Here is a 19,077-nt window from a genome sequence, read left to right on the forward strand (position 1 = left end):
AAGGACAGACTGATGAAGATCGACCGGATGCGGGTTTTCATGACCCGCGACAAGGACCGCCCCCGCGTGATCGTCGCGCTCGACACCGATGACGGGCTCACCGGCTGGGGCGAATGCTACAATCACGGCCCGGACAAGGCGCTGCCGCCGCTGCTCGACTACCTCTACGGATTTATATCGGGCCAGGACCCGACACGCGTCGAATATCTCGTCAATCTGCTGATCCAGCAGAGCCGCTTCCCGCCAGGCGCGCTCGGCCTTGCCGCGATCTCCGCGCTCGACCATTGCTTATGGGACCTCGCGGCCAAGGCGGCGAACGTGCCTGTCTACAAGCTGCTCGGCGGCGAGGTGCGCGACCGCATCAAGGTCTATGCCGGGGTCTATACCGCCCCCGATGCCCCGGCGGCCCGCGAGGAGTTCGATCGCCTCAAGGAAGGCTGGGGTTTCACCGCCTTCAAGCTCAGCCCCTGGCGGATCGACATGCACTCCAATCGCTGGGGCAATGTCGTGAAGGCCTCGGCGGATTATTTCCGCTCGCTTCGAGAGACGGTCAGCGACGAATACGAGATCGCCTTCGACGCCCATGCCAAGATCTTCGAGCCGATCGCCGCGCGCCAACTCGGCAATGCGCTGGCGCCCTACGATCCTCTGTTCTTCGAGGAGCCGCTGCGTCCGGAGAATATCGAGGCTTGGGGCGACTTGAAGCAGGGCCTCAACTGCACGCTTGCGACCGGTGAATCGCTCTATAACAGGAACGAGTTCCTGCGGCTGCTGCAGGTCAAGGGCGCCGATCTCATCCAGCCCGATATCTGCGTCGTCGGCGGCATCAGCGAAATGCGCCGTATCGCCACCCTTGCCGAAGCCTTCTTCGTCGGCGTGGCGCCGCACAATCCGATGGGGCCGCTGGCCACCGCCGTCAACGTGCATTTCTCGGCCGCGGCGCAGAATTTCCGCATCCTCGAGTACCGGCTTCCCAAGGGACAGGCCTATGTCTATGGCGGGCTCGATATCGAGCAGCGGCAGGGCGAAACCCGCTACGTCGTCGATCCCTACCTGCCGAAGGACGGTTATCTCGAACTGCGTCCCGACCGGCCGGGCTGGGGCGTCGAAATGGACGAGAAGGCAATGCAGGAGGAAGGCTACATCCATTGGCAGCGGCGCGTGCCGAAGCGGCCTGATGGTTCCTACGCCTTCGCTTGAAGACGTCGCTCGAAAATCGGGAATTGGCTGCCGCCGCAGGGAGGCAGCCAATTATTAAAGCGCTTTAGGCATCTCTCGGCAGCACCGAGCGGACCCTTGCGATGAAGACATGGAAATCCTGCATGAATTTGCGAAGGAAATCGGCGGTGGCGGCGTTCGTGACCTCGCCGTCATCGGTGATCAGTCCCGGCGTGAACTGGATGTATGCTTCCGGGGCATTCATCTGGGGAGAGTTGCAGAAGCTGAGCACGCTGCGCAAATTCTGCTGGGCGACGGCTGTGCCTATGGCGCCCGGCGATGTGCCGATGACCGCCGACGGCTTGCGGGTGAAGGAGTTGGTGCCGTAGGGGCGGCTCGCCCAGTCGATCGCGTTTTTCAGCCCGCCGGGTATGGATCGATTGTATTCGGGCGTGACGAACAGCACGGCGTCGACGGCTGCGATATCAGCCTTGAACGCCCTGCCGGCCGGCGGGAAGTCGGCGTCGTAGTCATAGCTGTAGAGCGGCAACTCCTTGAAGGAGATCTCCGACATTTCAAGCTCCGGCGGGGCGAGGCGCACCAACGCCTTGGCGAGCTTGCGATTGATCGAGCCCTTGGCGAGGCTCCCGATGAGATAGCCTACTTTATGCGTGGTCATGGCGTTCTCCCGCAAGGATCATGGGAATTTCTTGTGCTTTCAAGGCAAGCAGCTAGTCACCGACGAATGTGACCGTCTCGGCGAGAGGAGCGCGGCCCGTACGGGCAAAATTGATCGCGGGGTCCTCGTACCCGATCGACATGCCGCAGAAGAGGATAAGCCCGTCCGGGGGCGACAAAGCCTCGGCGACCGTCTCTCGCACCTGTGACCACGCCATTTGCGGGCAGCTGTGCAGGCCTTCGGCGCGCAGCAGCAGCATGACGGTCTGCAGATACATGCCGACGTCGGCCCATTGGGGCAGGCCGAGCTCACGGTCGATATAGCAGAACAGGGCGGCCGGCGCTCCGAAGCAATTCCAGTTGGCGATCGCTGCCCGCTGGCGCGCCTCCCAGTCCTCGCGCGCAATGCCGAGCGCGCTGTAACGCTCCTTGCCGAAGGCGGATCGGCGCTCGCCATATGGGGTCTTCAGCGCGGATGGATACATTTCATATTGCCGCTTGTCCCAAGCTGTGCCGTGAGCCACGCGCTCGACGGCTGATGTCTTGAGTTCGGCCAGCGCCGCGCCGGTCATCACGTAGGTGTTCCACGGCTGAATATTCGATCCTGACGGCGACCAGGCCGCGGCGGAGAGCACCCGCTCGAGTATCTCCTTCGCCACAGGCTGGTTCTTGAATCCGCGCACCGACCGCCGGCTTGTGACTGCCTCGTATACGTCCATGATCATCTCCATGCCGTTGGCCGATCCTGAGCGCATGCGCGGTGGAATCAGCTCTTCGGGTTGCGGTCGATGCAGGAGATATTGTCCATGTTCATGGCCGTCTCCTCCTGACCGTTCCTGATGCGGTTCATTATCTCCATGTGCGATGGAGACGTAATCACACCGTGGTCTAGGAGGCGTACATCAAACGTTCATCAGGGATAGCGGCAAGAGCAGCGCTTCGTCATTTCTTCAGGCGTTTACGGCCCGCACGTGCTCGACTGCGGTGCGAGGATGCGATCCGAAGATGTCCGCGAGCGTATCGAGCACGGCTCTCGCTGCGCCGGATTGAAGCGAATAATAGATCGTCTGGGCGGCCCTTCGGGTCTGTACGAGATCCTGTTCTCGGAGAATCGCCAAATGCTGGGATGTGGAAGACTGGCTCAACCCCACCTCGTCGGCCAGGATGGACACGGACATTTCGCCCTCGGTCAACAGATGCAGGATGTGAAGCCGTTTGGCATTGCCCATGGCCGACAAGAGGTTCGCCTCGTTGTCGAAAGGGTTGACCTCAGGGGAGGGCGCGGCGGACGGTCGATTGTTCAAGGCGAGATCTCCTTTAGGGAACCAAAGCCGGGAACCAGGCAAATCCCCGAGCTTTAATTTAGAGATAACGCATGGGTGGGATGCCGAAACCCATTGCCGGCGCCGCGTGGTCGTTTTTGGCGCGAATCGGATAGGACTCGCAAAAATTGGACAGCGGCGGCAGCTTATGCGCGAGGACTGGCGTCCACGCACCTTGGATCGCGCTCGAGGCTTGAGCTAGCGCGATCCGCTCTGGCGCATTTGCGCGGGCAGGGTTTCCCATGCCCGGATCAGCTCGCCGATCGAGCCGGCCTCCATCTTGTGCATGACATTGCTGCGATGCAGCTTGACCGTCACTTCGCTGATGCCGAGATCGAAGGCGATCTGCTTGTTGAGCCGTCCGCGGGCGACTTCATGGAGAACCTCGCGCTCGCGTTGCGTCAGCGTCTCCAGCCGCTCGATGTTGCGATTGGCGATTGCCGCTTCCGCCCGTCGCTCGCAGTCCATGGCAATGGCCGCGGTCACGGCATCGAGCAGCGTCTGGTCCCGCACCGGCTTGGTGAGGAAGTCCACCGCACCGGCTTTCATCGCCTGCACGGTCATGGGAATGTCGCCATGGCCGGTCAGGAAAATGATCGGCTTGACGACGCCGTTTTCGGCCAGATGGCTCTGCAGGTGAAGGCCGCTTGCCCCCGGCATGCGCACATCGAGGATCAGGCAGCCGGGCCTGTCCAATATATCAGCATCGAGCAACTCTCGGGTCGAGGCAAAGCTGACCGGTTGGAAACCCGCCGACAGGATCAGCTCGGACAGTGCCTCGCGAAGGGGTGCGTCGTCATCCACGATGATGACGAGCGGCTGATCCTCCTCACACCCGCGCTGCACTGATAACGGCGCCGATCTCCGGACGAACGGCTGGTCAACTCTCATGTCACCCTCCATCTCTATTTGTGTAAAGCATTGGCGATGGCCGCGAGCAGGGCCTGGGCATCGAAAGGCTTGCGGAAGAAGCCGCCGGCGCCTTGAGCGCGGCCCTGATCGGCGATCTCGTGGCGGCCCGTGATCAGGAAGACCGGCAGCTCCGGACGCGATTTCCTGACGAGATCGCGAAGTTCGAAGCCGTCGATGCCGGGCATTCCGATATCGGTGATGAGCAGGTCGAGCTCCGACAGCCCGTTGACGAGCAGCGAGCCCGCCGACGAGAAGCCGCGGGCGACATAGCCTGCCGATTCCAGCAGGTCGCCCATCGATTCCAGAAGCCTCGGATCGTCATCGACGATTGCCACGACATGTCTTGTCTTGTTCATGTTCAATTCCCTCCCACCCGGCGCGAGTGGGTTATCGGTATTTCCAGTTTCTCCGCGATGCGCACGAGGTCGGCGAGTGAAGCCGCCGCCATCTTCTGCATCACGTTTCTTCTATGGATCTGCAGCGTGACTTCGCTGATCCCCAGTTCGGCTGCCGCCTGCTTGTTGAGAAGGCCGCTGACGACGAGCGGCAGCACCTCTCGCTCGCGCGGCGTCAGGTCGAGATAATGCTGTTTCAGCATGTCGCGTTCGGCGCGCTCGGCTCTCTTTTCCCGATCCTGGGCGAGAGCCGCGTGGATCGCCGCCATGAGATCCTCGTCGCTGAACGGCTTGGTGAGGAAATCCACCGCGCCGCGCTTGATCGCGCGCACCGAGGAGGGGATGTCGCCATGTCCGGTGATGAACACGATCGGCGGATGATCGCCGTCGGCGATTTGCCTCTGCAAGTCGAGGCCGTTTATATCGGGCAGCTCTATATCGAGAATGAGGCAGGCAGGCCGGTCCGGCTTGTCCGCCGTGACATAATCGCCGGCGGACTCGAAGGCGACGGCGTGCATGCCGTGCGAAGCCAGCAGCTCGCCGAGCGCCTCGCGAATACGTTCATCGTCGTCGACGATGAAGACAATATGGTCGTCGGCCTTCATGACGCCGCCTTCGCTTCAACGGGCAATGTGAAGATCAACGTCGCTCCGCGCGGTTCGTTCTTGTCCGCCCATAATCTTCCGCCGTGCAATTCGATGATCGAGCGGCAGATCGCCAGTCCCATGCCCATGCCGTTCTGCTTCGTGGTGAAGAAGGGTTCGAACATCTTCTCGGGAGACTCGATGCCGCGGCCGAGGTCGCTGACCTCGGTCTGGACGGCATTGCCGATATGATGCGAGCGTATCTCGACCACCCTGTCGCTCGTCGCTGCGTCCAGCGCTTCGATGCCGTTGCGGATGAGATTGATCAGAACCTGCTGAATCTGGACGCGGTCGATGGCAACGAGCGGCAGATTGGCGTCGACATCGGCCTCGATGCGGACGCGCCGTCGCCAGGCCTCGTCGGCCATGAGGCTGCGCACTTCGTCGATAATGCCGGCGAGCGTCGTTCGCGCTCTCGTGTCGGCGGATTGCTTGAACAGGGCGCGAATGCGGCTGACGACTTCGGCGGCCGAATTGGCATCCCGGATGATGCGTTCGACCGTTCTTTGCGCCCGCTCCATGTTCGGCGGCTCGGCCATCAGCCAGCGCTGGCAGGCGTGCGAATTCGCCACGACGGCCGCCAGGGGCTGGTTTACCTCGTGGGCGATGGAGGCGGAAAGCTCGGCCAGGCTCGCCGCCTGGCTTGCCCGGGCAAGGCCCTCCTGCGTCAGGCGCAGCTCTTCCTGCGCCTGGACCTCGCCATCGATATCGAGGCAGATGACGTTCCATTGCACGATCGCGCCCTCGGCATTGCGCATCGGCGCGGCGCGCGTCTCGACCCAGCGATATTCGCCATCGAACCGCCTCAGGCGATGCTTGCGCGCATAGGGTTCGCCGGTGGCGAGCGACAGGGCGTATTTCTCCTTGACGTCGGCAAGGTCGTCGGGGTGAACGCCGGCATCGAGCGTGCCGGCGAGCCGTGATTTGCCGGTTCCATCCAGCTCTTCGAGCTTGTATCCGAGAAAGTCGCGGAGCTGCGGATTGCGATAGACCGGCTCTCCATCAGGAGCCGCGCAATCGATCATGACCGGCAGCGTCTCGACGATCTGCCAGAGCGAACGTTCCCTCTCTCGCAGAGCCTCCTCGATGCGCAGCTGATCGTCGATGTCATGCGAGAGCCCGTACCATTGCGCGATCCGGCCATTGTCATCCCGCAACGGTTCGGCGCTGCCCTTCACCCAGCGGTAGACGCCGTCGGCGCGGCGCAGCCGATACTGTTTCGAGAAACGCTCGCCGGTCAGGAAGGAATGGTTGAGCGCTTCGGCGAGACTGGCGGCATCGTCCGGATGGACGGCCGCTTCGATGAGCGTGGCCAGCGGGCTTACGCCCGGTTTTTCCATATCGCCGATGCCGACACCCAGAAAATCGATCAGGCGCTGATTGAAGAAGGTCGGATTGCCCTGCGGATCGAGCCGCCAGAGCAGGCTCGGAACCATGTCCACCAGTTGCGAAAGCTCCCGCTCCCGGTCGCGCAGCGCTTCCTGCGCGCGCATCTCGTCGTCGATATCGACCGATATGACATACCATTGCGTGATCGCGCCGCTTTGGTCGCGCAGCGGCTCGGCCCGGCCGTCGACCCAGCGATATGCCCCGTCGAAACGGCGCATGCGGTATTTGATCGAGAAGGGATCGCCGGTGACGAGGGAGCGCTGGACCGTCTCCAGCAGCCTCGACGCATCGTCGGGATGGACGAGGGTATGGATGACCGACGAGAGACGGCTCATGCCCGGCCTGTCCATATCCTCGACATCGACACCGAAAAAGTCGATCAGCCGCTTGTTGAAGAAGACCGGCTCGCCCTTCGGCGTCAGGCGCCTGATCTGGACCGGGACCATGTCCACGAGCTGCGAGAGCTCGCGCTCGCGCTCGCGCAGGGTCTCCAGCGCGCGCACTTCCTCGTCGATATCGAGCGAAACGCCGTACCATTGCACGACCTTGCCGTCATCATCGCGCCGCGGCTCCACCCGGCATTCGGCCCAGCGATAGACGCCGTCCTGTTCGCGCCAGCGAAATCGCATCGCGGTGCCGCCGCCGCTTTCGAAACAGTTCTGCAGGGTCCTCTGGACGTCGGGCGCATCCTCGGGGTGAATCAGCTGCTGCAGCAGGTCTTCGATGCGCGGCTCGCCGCGGGTGTCGAAATCGGCGATGACGGAGCGGAAATGATCCTGATACCGCTTGTTGAAATAGATCGACCCGCCCGCCGGCTCCACGCTCCAGACGCGGACAGGCACGGCATCGATCATCTGCTGGAGCTGCTGCTCGCTTCGCCGCAACGCCTCTTCGGCATGCACTTGATCGTCGATGTCGTGGCAAAGTCCGTACCACTGGACGATGTTTCCGGCTTCGTCGCGCATCGGCTCGGCACGGCTCGACATCCAGCGGTAGCTGCCGTCGGCGCGGCGCAGCCGATAGCGCATGACGAAGTTTTCGCCGGTGGCGAGGCAATGGCGAAGCGCGTTGCCGAAGCCTGCCGCGTCATCGGGATGGACGGCGGCTTGAAGCGCCTCCAGCCGGCTGATGCCCGGCCTGTCCATATCCGCCACATCCATGCCGAGGAAATCGACCATCCGCCTGTTGAAGAAGGTCGGCACGCCTTCGGGCGTCAGACGCCAGACATGGCTCGGCACCATGTCCACGAGCTGCGAGAGTTCCCGTTCGCGGTCGCGTAGCGTCTCGACGTTTTGGCGCAATGTGAATACGGCCAGCTGGTGCTGCCTGGAAATGGCCGCGACGATCAGCGCCGAAAAGGCCGAGATGGCCAGAAACAGCTGCAGCATGACCTGCCTATGCCGCTGGGACTCCGGATCGCCGGCAAATTGGCCGGCGCCTGTGATCGTGAAGATCGCGGTGATCAGGGCCAGCAGAGCGAGCGATACGGCAGCGCCCTTGAATTCGAAGCGGACCGCGGCCCAGAGGAGAGGCGGCATGATGATATAGGCGAAGGGAAGATAGCCGCTCAGCGACAGAGCGGCGACGCCGAGAAAGATCAGCCCAAGCACGCAGGCTTCCACCCATTGCGCGGCCGAGAACCGCGTCTTGCCGCGCCAGCTGTGGAAGAGGACGAGCGCCAGCGGCGCGACGATCAGCACGCCGGTGGCATCTCCCACCCACCATAGAGGCCAGGCGGTCGCAAAGGATTGCGACTGGATCGCGAACCAGGCCAGCGTGGCGCTTCCGATGGTCGCGCTGACGATCGGCGCAATTCCGGCGGCCAGGATGACGAAGGTGAGAACTTCCTGCAAAGTTTCCATCCGAACAGGGTGCTTCAGCGTCCGGTTGACCAGCCATGCCGCGACCACCGCTCCAAGGGCGTTGCCGACATAGATCAGAAGGGCTGCCAGGACTGGACTGAAGAACCACAGGGCATTGGCGAACATCTCCGCCAGGCAGCCCGACAGGATCCACCACGGCCAGCTGCGCCGGGGGGCGAGGATGAGTGTCGCGACGAATAGGCCGCCGGGAGGCCAGATGGAAATACCCGTTCCCGGCACGATTGCGAGCGACTGCGCGAAGCCGCAGGCAAGGACATAGCCGAGAAAGAAGAGCGCCAGATACAGGAAGCGGGGACGGTGCGACCAGACGCTCCTCAGCAACCGCTCCTGCCGGGCAGAGAAAGCCAGGGGATCGTCAGCATTTCCTGCAGCAGTCTGTGTCGATTTCGGCGCTGGCAAGCTCATGCTCGAACCGTAATCCCGCCGCATCACAACCGCAACTCATGGAAACCCATGCATTGCGCGGGAATGTAGCCGGGAATTTTCGGGCGAGCGCGCAATCCTGTTTTTCCGATAAGGGGTCCTAGACTTCGGTCTGGCTCTGCTACGCCCTGCGTCCAGGGCGCCGGACCTCGGGCATGATGGAAGGCGTGCGGCTTTGCGGCCATTGTCGATCCGCGCGAGGCAAGCGGAAGAGCTGAAGCAGAGGATGCCGACATGAAAATCACCGTCGTTGGAGCAAACGGGCTTATCGGAACTGAACTTACGGCAAAGCTGCGCCGGTCGGGCCACGACGTCACGGCAGCGTCATTGTCGCTCGGCGTCGACACGGTAACCGGCAAGGGCCTGGAAGTGGTCATGGCGGGGGCCGAAGCCGTCGTCGACGTAACCAACGCCGCATCGTTCGGCGACAGTTCGGCCCTGGATTTCTTCAAGGCCTCGACAAAGAACCTGCTCGCCGCGGCGGCCGAAGCCGATGTCGGGCATTATCTCGCGCTCTCGGTCGTCGGCACGCCGCGCCTGGTGGTAAGCGACTATTTCCGCGCCAAGATGGTGCAGGAAAACCTCATCCGAGCTGCGGGCAGACCTTACACGATCCTCCGCTCCACCCAGTTCTACGAATTCATAAACGGACTGATCGACATCGGTGCCAGAGGCAACGTCCTCCACCTGCCGCCGGCCTTCATGCGGCCAGTCGCGGCACACGACGTCGCGGGATTCCTGGCGGACCTGGCAGCCGGCAGGCCCTTGGGTGATATCGTCGAGATCGGCGGCCCGGAACAGTTCGGCATCGACGACATCGCCCGGATCTATCTCGCCGCAAATGAGGACGGCCGGCAGGTGGTCACCGATCCGTCCACCTCCTATTTCGGCGTCCAGCTGACGGATGATGTGCTGCTTCCGGGTCTCGGCGCGCGCATGGCGAGTGAGAAGCTTTCCGACTGGCTCTACCAATCGATGGCGGCTTAGCGGCGAGCATGAGGCTCGAAATTCTATTCCTCGGGTGATAGGCTCCCTTAGGAAAGGAACAAAGGCGCTCGGATATGGCCACGACCGTTACCGCAAAAGGACAGGTGACTATTCCCAAACCGATCCAGGACATGCTCGGCATCGTTCCGGGGAGCAAGGTTGATTTTCACTGTGCTGCCGATGGCAGCGTGCTTCTGACATGCGCCGACAGGAAACAGCCGGCCAGCCGATTTGAAAAGCTGCACGGTCATGCCGGCAAAGGTTTGGATACCGATGCGATCATGGCTTGACGCGCAGCGAGATGTGACATTCGATAATGGATCTCCTGACCGTTAACCGGAAATGGAAGGGCCGCTGCTGATGCGGGATGCAGACAGCTGACGCAGCTGTTTTCATTTGAAGTTGCCGCGCAGCTTCCTGAGCCGCCTCTGTCTATGCGTTCAAAAAAGCTTCATAAAAGCCTGAAGTTGAAATTGCTGCGACCGCTCCAAATCCCGTCGGCGGCAGCCGGAACCGGAGAGGGGCGTATGGGCAAAGGGTGTATCGATCGGGCCTGCGGAATTGGACAAATCCTCGGCTTTCTTTTCGGCCTCTTCTCCTGCCTGCTCGCATTCGCTGCGCCCACCGATCGGGCGTGACAGCATCGAGCGAGCGGCCCGGTTCCAGCGGCCGCTATAGGCTTTCCGGCTATCGCCTTGATCTGACCGACGCCGCCGGAAAGACCGAGAGCCTCAGCATTTTCGAGCCGGACAAGGGTTCCGATGGGCTGCTTGTCATCAACGGCCAGAACTACCTGAAGGATGATGGTCAATAGCCGGATGGAGCCTTTCCGGCCCTGCTGGCGGCATTGTGAAAATCAATGAATTTCATGTGCATAACGAGGAGGTCGGCCTTGTCTGCCATAGCCTCGACAGGTGCGAATCACCTGCCTGTTTGTCGGCTAATCCGCTGGATTTGCGGGCTGGTTTGGCATGCCTCGAGGCCTGCTTTGGTTAAGCGTTTGTAATTCGGTCACGAATCGCGGCATATAGTAACTGCGCAACTGAAGCGCTTTCGTTCAAAATTGCGCAGTTACTTGGGAAAAAGATCATGCAGCCGAGTCTTGCTCTTCAAGATGATCAAGAGCACCTCCCGTCGCTTCTGGCAACGGATGCCAAGGAGTTATCCTATCAACTTCAGCAGCATCAGGCCAAAATCTTTCCCCCGCTGTCGCAAAAGACGATCAGGACATTTTCTCCGGCCGAGGCCGCAGCCTTTATCGGCATCGGCGAAGGTTATCTCAGGCAGGTGGCTGCCGACGGTCATGGTCCGGATCCTTTGGCAAACGGACGGCGCCTCTACAGCGCAACCGATATGGACCGGATCCGCCGCGTCCTCGACGAGCGCAACGGAACGCCGAAATATGTGCCGGCCCGCAGGGGAGGCGAAAAGCTCCAGATCGTCTCCGTCATGAATTTCAAGGGTGGCTCGGGCAAGACCACGACCGCGGCCCATTTCGCGCAGTTCATGGCGCTCCGGGGTTACCGCGTGCTCGCCGTCGACCTCGATCCGCAGGCTTCGCTGTCCGCATTGTTCGGCCATCAGCCGGAGTTCGACGTCGGTGAGGGCGAGACGATCTACGGCGCGATCCGCTACGAGGATCCACGCCCGATCGCCGACATCGTGCGCGCCACCTATACGCCGAACCTGCATCTCATCCCCGGCAATCTCGAGCTGATGGAATTCGAGCACGAGACGCCGAAGGCCATGGCCTCGGGCACGGCCGAAACGATGTTCTTTGCCCGGATCGGCGAGGCCTTGACCGATATCGAAAGCCTCTACGACGTCGTCGTCGTCGACTGCCCGCCGCAACTCGGGTTCCTGACGATGTCGGCGCTCTGCGCCGCGACCTCGGTTCTGATCACCGTCCATCCGCAGATGCTCGACGTCATGTCGATGTCGCAGTTCCTGACGATGACCAGCGAATTGATGTCTGTCGTCGAGAAGGCAGGCGGGCGCACCAGCTATGACTGGATGCGCTATCTCGTGACGCGGTTCGAACCGAATGACGGGCCGCAAAGCCAGATGACCGGCTTCATGCGGGCGATCTTCGGCAATCGCATGCTCCACAACGCCATGGTGAAGTCGACGGCAGTCTCCGACGCCGGCGTCACCAAGCAGACTCTCTATGAGGTCGAGCGGTCGCAATTCACCCGCGGAACCTATGACCGGGCGCTGGAGTCGCTGAACCTCGTGAATGGTGAGATCGAAGCGCATGTTCGCTCCACCTGGGGGAGGAGATAGACATGGCGCGCAAGAACCTGATCGAAATCTCGGCTCCAAGCCCGGCAAGGGCAGAAGCGGTCGCGCCCCGCGACAATCGCCCGATTGCCGGCTTCGTGCCGCAGGAGCGTGTCGGCGCGCCGGTCGGCGGTATTACCAAGACGCTCGGCAATATCACCGAGAAGATGGAGCGGGCGAGCGAGCTGGAACGGCAGCTTGCGGCGGGCCAGATGATCGTCGAGCTCGATCCCGGCCTGATCGATGCTTCCTTCGTCAGCGACCGCCTGGCGATCGACGCGGCGGAACTGGCCGATCTCGTCGTGCAGGTCCGCGAGCATGGGCAGCAGGTTCCGATCCTCGTGCGTCCGCACCCCGAAACCAAGGGCCGCTATCAGGTCGCCTACGGCCATCGCCGTCTGGCGGCCACGAGAGAGATCGGCATCCGGGTGCGCGCGGTCGTCCGCGATCTCACCGATGGCCAGCTCGTCGTCAGCCAGGGACAGGAAAACAGCGCCCGGACCAACCTCTCCTATATCGAGCGCGCGCTCTTCGCCTCGCGCCTTGAGGAGCGCGGCTTCGGCCGCGATACGATCATGGCCGCTCTCAGCGTCGATAAGGCGGCGCTGTCGAGGATGCTGATCGTCATGCGCCAGGTTCCCCTGGAGCTCATCAACGCCATTGGCGCGGCACCAGATATCGGCCGTCGGCGGTGGCTGGAGTTCGGCGAGCAACTCGAGAGCGCCGATATCGGCAAGATCATCGCCGAGTTGTCCGCGGACGACGCGCGCAGGATGTCGAGCGATGAGCGGTTTCATAAGGCGTTTGCTCTGGCGACGAAGAAGAAGGCGGCGCCGAAGCCGGCCGCGGCGAAATCCGAAGTCAGCGGCGTGCCTGTAATGATCAAGAAAACAGCGTCCGGCGCGACATTCGTCTTCGACAGCAAGACCGCGCCCGGTTTCGATCAATTCGTCCAGGAAAGGCTGCAAGGCCTGTTCCAGGAGTTCAAAAAGAACAGAGGAGCGTAACGCGCAAAAGAAAAAGGCCCCCAACGACGCCGTCGTGGAAGCCCTTCTCAGATCTTAAGCACATCGAGAATCGCATTTCCACGAATCACAGTCAAGCGTCTTAGGCGCCAAATTGGTGGATGGTTTTCTTTTGCCTGAACGAAGGTGAAGGCAATGGAGAGTGGATATGTGACGACGCCCTTTGGGCGGCGGCCGATGTCGCTTGGCATGCTGGCAAGCCAGCAACTGGCCGAGACGATCGAGCCGGGGATGAAACGCAGCAAGTGGAAACTGTTCAGGGCAATCTGCGAGGCGCGGCCGGCGCTCGGCGTGACCGATCGGGCGCTGACGGTGCTCGACGCGCTGCTGACCTTTTATCCCGACGATGAAATCTCCGAGGAGAAAGGCCTGATCGTCTTTCCCTCGAATGCACAGCTTTCGCTGCGTGCCCGCGGCATGACGCCGGCGACGCTGCGGCGCCATCTTGCCGTCCTGGTCGAGGCCGGTCTGATCCTGCGCAAGGACAGCCCGAACGGAAAACGTTATGCCCGCCGCGACAGGGCAGGGGCGATCGGCGAGGCCTTCGGCTTCAGCGTCGCGCCGCTTCTGGCCCGCGCCGTCGAGATTGAAAACCTTGCGGCCCAGGCGATTGCCGACCGGGAATTGCTGCGGGCGACGAGAGAACGCCTGACGGTCTGCCGGCGCGATATTTCCAAGCTGATCTCCACGGCCATCGATGAAGCCGTTCCCGGCGACTGGGAGCAGATGACGATGATGTTTCGCGATCTTGTCGCGAGGATCCCGCGCATGGCTAGCATCGAAGAGCTGATATCGTTGCTCGACGAAATGGGGTTGCTGCGTGCCGAAGCGGTCAACCTGCTGGAAAGACACATTAAACGAGAAAAAATAGACGCCAATGAGTCTCAAATTGAGCGTCACAAACAGAATTCAAACCCCAACTGCATTTATGAACTTGAACCAAGCTTCGACACGAAGCAGGGCGAAACGGCGGTAGCAAACAATGAAGGGATGGCCGAACCGCTGGATGTGCGAAGGCTGAAACCGCCGAGGCCTTCCGCAGGACCTGCTGGCAAGATGCCGGATGCCGCTGCGGCCGCTGGCCACGGCCTGAAATCCTTCCCGCTCGGCCTCGTCCTGCAGGCCTGCCCTGCCATTCTCGATTATGGGCCGGGCGGCGCGATCGGCAATTGGCGCGACCTGATGTCGGCCGCCGTCGTCGTGCGCTCGATGCTCGGCGTCAGCCCCTCGGCCTATGAGGAAGCCTGCGCCGGCATGGGGCCGGAAAACGCCGCAACCGTGATCGCCTGCATCCTGGAACGAGGAGGCCATATCAACTCGCCCGGCGGCTATCTCCGCGATCTCACCCGCAGGACCGAGAGAGGTGAATTTGCGATCGGGCCGATGCTGATGGCGCTGGTGCGCGCAAATGGCGGGGTAAGACGACATGCCGGGTGATGGATTTCAGCTGCAACGCGGTTGCGCCGTTGCCTCATCCGGTAAACTCACCTTTTTCAGTCCGATTGGCGGGCTGGACGAAAGGTTGCGGCGAGAGGAGCCGCCCAGTCAGCGCGGCGGCGCGGTGCTTTCTCGCAGGATCAGCTCGACCGGCCATAATTCATGGATCTCTTCGGCGGCGCGGCCGGCGATGAGCTGCAGCGCCAGCTCGGCGCAGCGTGTGCCGGCGGCTCGCATGGAGGATCGGGTTGTCGAGAGCGACGGCACCATGTTTTCGGCGGTCAGATAAGGGAAGACGTCGTCATGGGCGATAACGGAAACATCCTGTCCCACTGTCATCCCGAGCGAGCGGACAGCGCGATAAACCCCAAGCGCCGTCATCGTTGAACCGGCGACGATGGCGGTCGGCGCATTCGCTCTCTCGAGGAAGGAGCGGGCATGACGAAAACCGCTCTCGTCGGAGAATTTATCGCAGATCATCATATTGGAATCGGCGATGAGCCCACGCTCCTGATGGGCGAGCCGAAAACCCTGTTCGCGATGGATCGAATAGGTCTTGCCCCTGAGGCCGTTGATCATGGCGATGCGGCGGTGCCCGAGATCGAGCAGATGTTCAGTGGATCTGCGCACCACATTTTCATTGTCGATATCGAGCCAGGCGTGAACGTGCTCCGTCTCCGACCGGCCGTGAACCAAAAAAGGCAGACGCAAACTGCTGAGCAGCTCGATCCGCGGGTCGTTGGGACGAGGCGAATGAATGATCACCGCGTCCACGCGGCGGCTTTCGACCAAGCGTCTGTAGGCCTGCATCTCGTCGTCATCATTGTGCGCGGTGATGGGCGTGATGAGAATATCCGTATCAGCCGTTTCCAGGCGCTGCGCCATGCCCGACATGAATTCAGCGAAATGGATTTCTCCCGAGCGCGCCATCATCACGCCGATCGCTCCGGCTCGTCCGGTCTTTAGCCGCACGGCATTGATATCGGGGCGATAGCCAAGTCTTATCGCTTCGCTTGCAACCCGGGCGCGCGTGGCTTTGCTCACCTCCGGGTAGCCGCTCAGTGCACGGCTGACCGTCGTCGGAGAAAGCCCAAGCTGCTTTGCGAATTCACGAAGTTTCATCGGTGTCTTCTTTGTCCTGGCAATCAATGGACGATGTGTTGGCGGTGCGCAACGGGCAAGTGACCAATCCCTTGATAATTGAAATCGATTTCAACTGTTCTGCCGCGAAAACAGTGTCTACAAGGTCTGGGATGGACTTATAAGCTGTATCCAGTGTCATGTGATACTCGCTAATGCAACTCCTAAGGGCGAATTTGGTGGCTTGACGACGTTGGAACCTTCTGTAATGGTTTGCGAGCCAAATCGATTTCAATTTCTGGGAGGAGATCATGAAGAAGTTTGCATTGGGCCTGTCGGCGCTCGGCGTCGCCATCGCAGTCGCCGGTCCGATCCGTGCCGCTGAGATTTCGTTTGCCGCCAACACCACGGGAAAAAACGTTGAATTCCTCAACAAGCAGCTGGCGATTTTCGAGAAGGAGACCGGCAATCAGGTCAAGCTCGTCACCATGCCGTCGTCGAGCAGCGAGCAGTTCTCCCAATATCGCCTGTGGCTTGCCGCCGGAAACAAGGACATCGACGTCTATCAGACCGACGTCATCTGGGCGCCGCAGCTTGCCGACCAGTTGATCGATCTGAAGGAGGCCACCAAGGACGTGGCCGGCCAGTTCTTCCCGTCCATCATCGCCTCGCAGACGGTCAACGGCCGGCTCGTGGCGCTGCCGCTGTTTACCGATGCTCCGGCGTTGTTTTATCGGAAGGACCTGCTTGAAAAATATGGCAAGCAGCCGCCGAAGACCTGGGACGAGATGGCCGCGACAGCCAAGGAGGTTCAGGAGAAGGAACGTCAGGCCGGACAGAAAGACCTCTGGGGCTACGTCTTCCAGGGCAATTCCTATGAAGGGCTGACCTGCAACGCCCTGGAGTGGGTGAAGTCGTCGGGCGGCGGCCAGATCGTCGAGCCGGACGGGACGATCTCGATCAACAACGAGAAGGCGGCAGCCGCGCTTGAGCGCGCCAAGGGCTGGATCGGCACGATCTCGCCGCCCGGGGTGCTCGCCTATCAGGAAGAAGAATCGCGTGGCGTCTGGCAGACCGGCAACGCCGTCTTCATGCGCAACTGGCCCTATGCCTATGCTCTCGGCAATGGCGACGACAGCGCCGTGAAGGGCAAGTTCGACGTCATGACGCTGCCGGTTGCGGCGGCCGGCGACAAGCCGTCCTCGACGCTTGGCGGCTGGAATCTGGCGGTTTCCAAATATTCCGAAAAGCAGGAAGCAGCCATTGCGCTGGTAAAGTTCCTGGCGTCGAAGGACGTTCAAAAGGCGCGCGCCATCGAGCTATCCAACTTGCCGACGCTGAGCGACCTCTATGACGACAAGGATGTTGCCGCCGCGCAGCCCTTCATGCCGAACTGGAAACCCATCTTCCAGGATGCCGTGCCGCGTCCTTCGGCGACCGCTAAGGTCAAGTATAACGAAGTGTCTTCGAAGTTCTGGACGGCCGTGCACAACACGCTCTCCGGCAGCGGCTCGGCCGCCGAGAACCTCGAGCTTCTCGAGGCCGATCTGACTACCCTCAAGGGCGACGCCTGGTGAGATTCCGGCCGGCGGCTGTGAAGCCGCCGGCCCGATTTCGGACGAGCGAACGGGGAGAGCGTTTCATGACTGAAATCGTAGTTCCGCAAGCAGTTGCACCAAGGATTTCCAGGCTCAGAGCCGCTACGGAGCTGCGATCCGAGCGGGTTCGATCCGCCTGGATGTTCCTGGCGCCGACGCTGCTGATCCTGGCGATTGTCGCCGGCTGGCCGTTGTTCAGAACGATCTATTTCAGCTTTACGAATGCGTCGCTCAACGAGCTCGGCAATGCTCGCTTCGTCGGCTTTGACAATTATTTGTCGTGGGTGACGCTGAAGAGCGGAAAGACGGTCTATCGCGGGCTGCTTGCCGATCCGGTCTGGTGGAAAGCCGTCTGGAACACGGCCAAGTTCACCCTTCTTTCGGTGGTGCTCGAAACCATGCTCGGGCTGATCGTCGCGCTCGTGCTGAACGCACGCTTCGTCGGGCGCGGGATCGTTCGAGCCGCAATCCTCATTCCCTGGGCGATCCCGACGATCGTGTCGGCCAAGATGTGGGCCTGGATGCTCAATGACCAGTTCGGCATCCTGAACGACATCCTGCTCGGCTTCGGCCTGATCAGCGAGAAGATCGCCTGGACTGCCAACCCGGAAACGGCGATGGTCGCCGTGCTGATCGTCGACGTCTGGAAGACGACGCCCTTCATGGCGCTTCTGATCCTTGCCGGACTGCAGATGGTTCCGGGCGATATCTACGAGGCGGCCAAGATCGACGGCGTCAATCCGATCAAGGTTTTCTGGCGTCTGACGCTGCCGCTGATCCGCCCGGCCATCATGGTTGCCGTGATCTTCCGGATGCTGGATGCGATGCGCATCTTCGATTTGATCTATGTTCTGACGCCGAACAATGCGCAGACGAAGACCATGTCGGTCATGGCGCGCGAGAACCTGTTCGACTTCGACAAGTTCGCCTACGGCGCCACCGCCTCGACGGTGCTCTTCCTGATCATTGCCTCCGTCACCATCCTTTATATCTGGCTCGGCCGCGTCAGGCTCGGCGGGGAGGAACGCTGATGCTGCTGTCGATCACCAAGAACACGCTCTTCTACCTGCTCGTCACGATCATCGTCGTCATTGCGGTCTTTCCGTTCTACTATGCGATCCTCACGAGCCTGAAGACCGGCACGGCCCTTTTCAAAGTCGACTACTGGCCGACCTCGATCTCATTCGGCAACTACACATCCGTGATGGGCCAGGGCGGGTTCGTCCGCAGTCTGGCAAATTCCGCAATGATCGCCTGCATCGTGGTTTCGGCGTCGCTATTGCTGTCGGTCACCGCTTCCTTCGCTTTGGCGCGGGTGCATTTCCGCGGGCGGGCGCTGTTGATGCTGACCATTCTCTCGGTGTCGATGTTTCCGCAGATCGCGGTTCTTGCGGGCCTCTTCGAACTCATTCGCTGGATCGGCATCTTCAACACGCCCTTCGCGCTGATCTTTTCCTACATGATCTTCACGCTGCCCTTCACCGTTTGGGTGCTGACGACCTTCATGCGCGAATTGCCGATCGAGATCGAGGAGGCGGCGATCGTCGATGGCGCCTCGCCGTGGGTCATCGTCACCCAGGTGTTCATGCCGCTGATGTGGCCGGCGCTGGTGACGACCGGACTGCTCGCCTTCATCACCGCGTGGAACGAGTTCCTTTTTGCGCTGACGTTCACATCGTCGGATACGCAGCGCACCGTCCCGGTCGCCATCGCCCTGCTTTCGGGAAACAGCGAATTCGAAATCCCATGGGGCAACATCATGGCGGCTTCGGTGATCGTCACCGTGCCGGTCGTGGTGCTCGTTTTGATATTCCAGCGCCGGATCATTTCGGGGCTGACCGCCGGCGGCGTCAAAGGTTGAGGGAG

Annotated in this window: 18 protein-coding genes and 1 pseudogene; 10 read left to right on the plus strand and 9 right to left on the minus strand. The window is 61.5% G+C overall.

Translation table 11 applies throughout. The features are described from left to right. Nucleotides 1–12: 12 nt before the first annotated feature. Nucleotides 13–1,200 carry a galactarate dehydratase gene (locus ATY77_RS02245; RefSeq protein WP_088676077.1) on the plus strand — a complete coding sequence of 396 codons (1,188 nt, stop codon included), beginning with the start codon at nucleotides 13–15 and terminating at the stop codon, nucleotides 1,198–1,200. A 64-nt stretch (nucleotides 1,201–1,264) separates the two neighbouring features. On the opposite strand, the gene ATY77_RS02250 is transcribed toward ATY77_RS02245, so the two are convergent. The 7 genes from ATY77_RS02250 to ATY77_RS02280 all read right to left on the minus strand — a co-directional run bounded on the left by ATY77_RS02250 (nucleotide 1,265) and on the right by ATY77_RS02280 (nucleotide 8,699). Next, entirely contained in the window at nucleotides 1,265–1,837 is a 573-nt protein-coding gene (locus tag ATY77_RS02250; protein ID WP_088685889.1) for an NADPH-dependent FMN reductase, read from the minus strand. 52 nt (nucleotides 1,838–1,889) lie between these two features. Then, a complete protein-coding gene (locus tag ATY77_RS02255) occupies nucleotides 1,890–2,555 on the minus strand; it encodes a nitroreductase (RefSeq protein ID WP_088676078.1) in 666 nt (221 codons plus the stop codon). A 231-nt stretch (nucleotides 2,556–2,786) separates the two neighbouring features. Next, a complete protein-coding gene (locus tag ATY77_RS02260) occupies nucleotides 2,787–3,140 on the minus strand; it encodes a metalloregulator ArsR/SmtB family transcription factor (RefSeq protein ID WP_088685890.1) in 354 nt (117 codons plus the stop codon). A gap of 216 nt (nucleotides 3,141–3,356) precedes the next feature. Continuing rightward, the gene (locus tag ATY77_RS02265) at nucleotides 3,357–4,049 is read right to left on the minus strand and encodes a response regulator transcription factor (protein WP_088685891.1); all 693 of its coding nucleotides are present in this window, start codon (nucleotides 4,047–4,049) and stop codon (nucleotides 3,357–3,359) included. A gap of 14 nt (nucleotides 4,050–4,063) precedes the next feature. Next, nucleotides 4,064–4,426 (minus strand): response regulator, encoded by a 363-nt coding sequence (locus tag ATY77_RS02270; RefSeq protein WP_088685892.1) that lies wholly within the window; start codon nucleotides 4,424–4,426, stop codon nucleotides 4,064–4,066. A 2-nt stretch (nucleotides 4,427–4,428) separates the two neighbouring features. After that, on the minus strand, nucleotides 4,429–5,070 hold the full coding sequence (locus ATY77_RS02275; RefSeq protein WP_088685893.1) for a response regulator: 642 nt from the start codon (nucleotides 5,068–5,070) through the stop codon (nucleotides 4,429–4,431). Then, nucleotides 5,067–8,699 (minus strand): PAS domain-containing protein, encoded by a 3,633-nt coding sequence (locus ATY77_RS02280; protein WP_088686241.1) that lies wholly within the window; start codon nucleotides 8,697–8,699, stop codon nucleotides 5,067–5,069. The genes ATY77_RS02275 and ATY77_RS02280 overlap by 4 nt, the downstream gene beginning before the upstream one ends. A gap of 339 nt (nucleotides 8,700–9,038) precedes the next feature. On the opposite strand from ATY77_RS02280, the gene ATY77_RS02285 reads away from it, so the two are divergent. The 6 genes and pseudogenes from ATY77_RS02285 (at nucleotide 9,039) to repC (ending at nucleotide 14,533) form a co-directional block, all read left to right on the plus strand. Continuing rightward, a complete protein-coding gene (locus tag ATY77_RS02285) occupies nucleotides 9,039–9,791 on the plus strand; it encodes an NAD(P)H-binding protein (protein ID WP_088685894.1) in 753 nt (250 codons plus the stop codon). Nucleotides 9,792–9,865: 74 nt separating this feature from the next. After that, nucleotides 9,866–10,081: an AbrB/MazE/SpoVT family DNA-binding domain-containing protein gene (locus ATY77_RS02290; RefSeq protein ID WP_088675802.1), complete on the plus strand. Its 216-nt coding sequence runs from the start codon at nucleotides 9,866–9,868 to the stop codon at nucleotides 10,079–10,081. Between the two features lie 335 nt (nucleotides 10,082–10,416). Next, nucleotides 10,417–10,605 (plus strand): annotated as a pseudogene (locus tag ATY77_RS02295) (hypothetical protein); the annotation flags it as partial. Nucleotides 10,606–10,880: 275 nt separating this feature from the next. Then, nucleotides 10,881–12,074 carry a plasmid partitioning protein RepA gene (gene repA, locus ATY77_RS02300; RefSeq protein WP_088685895.1) on the plus strand — a complete coding sequence of 398 codons (1,194 nt, stop codon included), beginning with the start codon at nucleotides 10,881–10,883 and terminating at the stop codon, nucleotides 12,072–12,074. A 2-nt stretch (nucleotides 12,075–12,076) separates the two neighbouring features. Further along, entirely contained in the window at nucleotides 12,077–13,078 is a 1,002-nt protein-coding gene (gene repB / locus ATY77_RS02305) for a plasmid partitioning protein RepB (RefSeq protein WP_088685896.1), read from the plus strand. Nucleotides 13,079–13,231: 153 nt separating this feature from the next. Continuing rightward, nucleotides 13,232–14,533, plus strand: coding sequence for a plasmid replication protein RepC (gene repC / locus ATY77_RS02310; RefSeq protein ID WP_088685897.1), 1,302 nt, complete (start codon nucleotides 13,232–13,234; stop codon nucleotides 14,531–14,533). Between the two features lie 108 nt (nucleotides 14,534–14,641). Here the strand turns inward: repC and ATY77_RS02315 are convergent, their stop codons facing one another. Together ATY77_RS02315 and ATY77_RS32740 are read right to left on the minus strand one after the other, a co-directional pair. After that, a complete protein-coding gene (locus ATY77_RS02315; RefSeq protein ID WP_088685898.1) occupies nucleotides 14,642–15,655 on the minus strand; it encodes a substrate-binding domain-containing protein in 1,014 nt (337 codons plus the stop codon). Then, on the minus strand, nucleotides 15,642–15,815 hold the full coding sequence (locus ATY77_RS32740; RefSeq protein ID WP_190237563.1) for a hypothetical protein: 174 nt from the start codon (nucleotides 15,813–15,815) through the stop codon (nucleotides 15,642–15,644). The genes ATY77_RS02315 and ATY77_RS32740 overlap by 14 nt, the downstream gene beginning before the upstream one ends. Before the next feature lie 109 nt (nucleotides 15,816–15,924). Here ATY77_RS32740 and ATY77_RS02325 point away from each other — a divergent pair, with 109 nt between their 5' ends. From ATY77_RS02325 to ATY77_RS02335, 3 genes are all read left to right on the plus strand, one after another. Then, on the plus strand, nucleotides 15,925–17,190 hold the full coding sequence (locus ATY77_RS02325) for an ABC transporter substrate-binding protein (protein ID WP_088685900.1): 1,266 nt from the start codon (nucleotides 15,925–15,927) through the stop codon (nucleotides 17,188–17,190). 65 nt (nucleotides 17,191–17,255) lie between these two features. Beyond that, nucleotides 17,256–18,242 (plus strand): sugar ABC transporter permease, encoded by a 987-nt coding sequence (locus ATY77_RS02330; RefSeq protein ID WP_088685901.1) that lies wholly within the window; start codon nucleotides 17,256–17,258, stop codon nucleotides 18,240–18,242. Beyond that, a complete protein-coding gene (locus ATY77_RS02335) occupies nucleotides 18,242–19,072 on the plus strand; it encodes a carbohydrate ABC transporter permease (RefSeq protein WP_088685902.1) in 831 nt (276 codons plus the stop codon). Before ATY77_RS02330 ends, ATY77_RS02335 begins: the two co-directional genes overlap by 1 nt. Nucleotides 19,073–19,077 lie beyond the last annotated feature (5 nt).

Source organism: Rhizobium sp. R634 (assembly GCF_002211305.1).
Taxonomy (GTDB): domain Bacteria; phylum Pseudomonadota; class Alphaproteobacteria; order Rhizobiales; family Rhizobiaceae; genus Rhizobium.

Coding starts and splice junctions, on each gene's coding strand:
- ATY77_RS02245 (WP_088676077.1), top strand. CDS start 13: ATGAAGATCGACCGGATGCGGGTTTTCATGACCCGCGACAAGGACCGC.
- ATY77_RS02250 (WP_088685889.1), bottom strand. CDS start 1,837: ATGACCACGCATAAAGTAGGCTATCTCATCGGGAGCCTCGCCAAGGGC.
- ATY77_RS02255 (WP_088676078.1), bottom strand. CDS start 2,555: ATGGACGTATACGAGGCAGTCACAAGCCGGCGGTCGGTGCGCGGATTC.
- ATY77_RS02265 (WP_088685891.1), bottom strand. CDS start 4,049: ATGAGAGTTGACCAGCCGTTCGTCCGGAGATCGGCGCCGTTATCAGTG.
- ATY77_RS02270 (WP_088685892.1), bottom strand. CDS start 4,426: ATGAACAAGACAAGACATGTCGTGGCAATCGTCGATGACGATCCGAGG.
- ATY77_RS02275 (WP_088685893.1), bottom strand. CDS start 5,070: ATGAAGGCCGACGACCATATTGTCTTCATCGTCGACGACGATGAACGT.
- ATY77_RS02285 (WP_088685894.1), top strand. CDS start 9,039: ATGAAAATCACCGTCGTTGGAGCAAACGGGCTTATCGGAACTGAACTT.
- ATY77_RS02290 (WP_088675802.1), top strand. CDS start 9,866: ATGGCCACGACCGTTACCGCAAAAGGACAGGTGACTATTCCCAAACCG.
- repA (WP_088685895.1), top strand. CDS start 10,881: ATGCAGCCGAGTCTTGCTCTTCAAGATGATCAAGAGCACCTCCCGTCG.
- repB (WP_088685896.1), top strand. CDS start 12,077: ATGGCGCGCAAGAACCTGATCGAAATCTCGGCTCCAAGCCCGGCAAGG.
- repC (WP_088685897.1), top strand. CDS start 13,232: ATGGAGAGTGGATATGTGACGACGCCCTTTGGGCGGCGGCCGATGTCG.
- ATY77_RS02315 (WP_088685898.1), bottom strand. CDS start 15,655: ATGAAACTTCGTGAATTCGCAAAGCAGCTTGGGCTTTCTCCGACGACG.
- ATY77_RS32740 (WP_190237563.1), bottom strand. CDS start 15,815: ATGACACTGGATACAGCTTATAAGTCCATCCCAGACCTTGTAGACACT.
- ATY77_RS02325 (WP_088685900.1), top strand. CDS start 15,925: ATGAAGAAGTTTGCATTGGGCCTGTCGGCGCTCGGCGTCGCCATCGCA.
- ATY77_RS02330 (WP_088685901.1), top strand. CDS start 17,256: ATGACTGAAATCGTAGTTCCGCAAGCAGTTGCACCAAGGATTTCCAGG.
- ATY77_RS02335 (WP_088685902.1), top strand. CDS start 18,242: ATGCTGCTGTCGATCACCAAGAACACGCTCTTCTACCTGCTCGTCACG.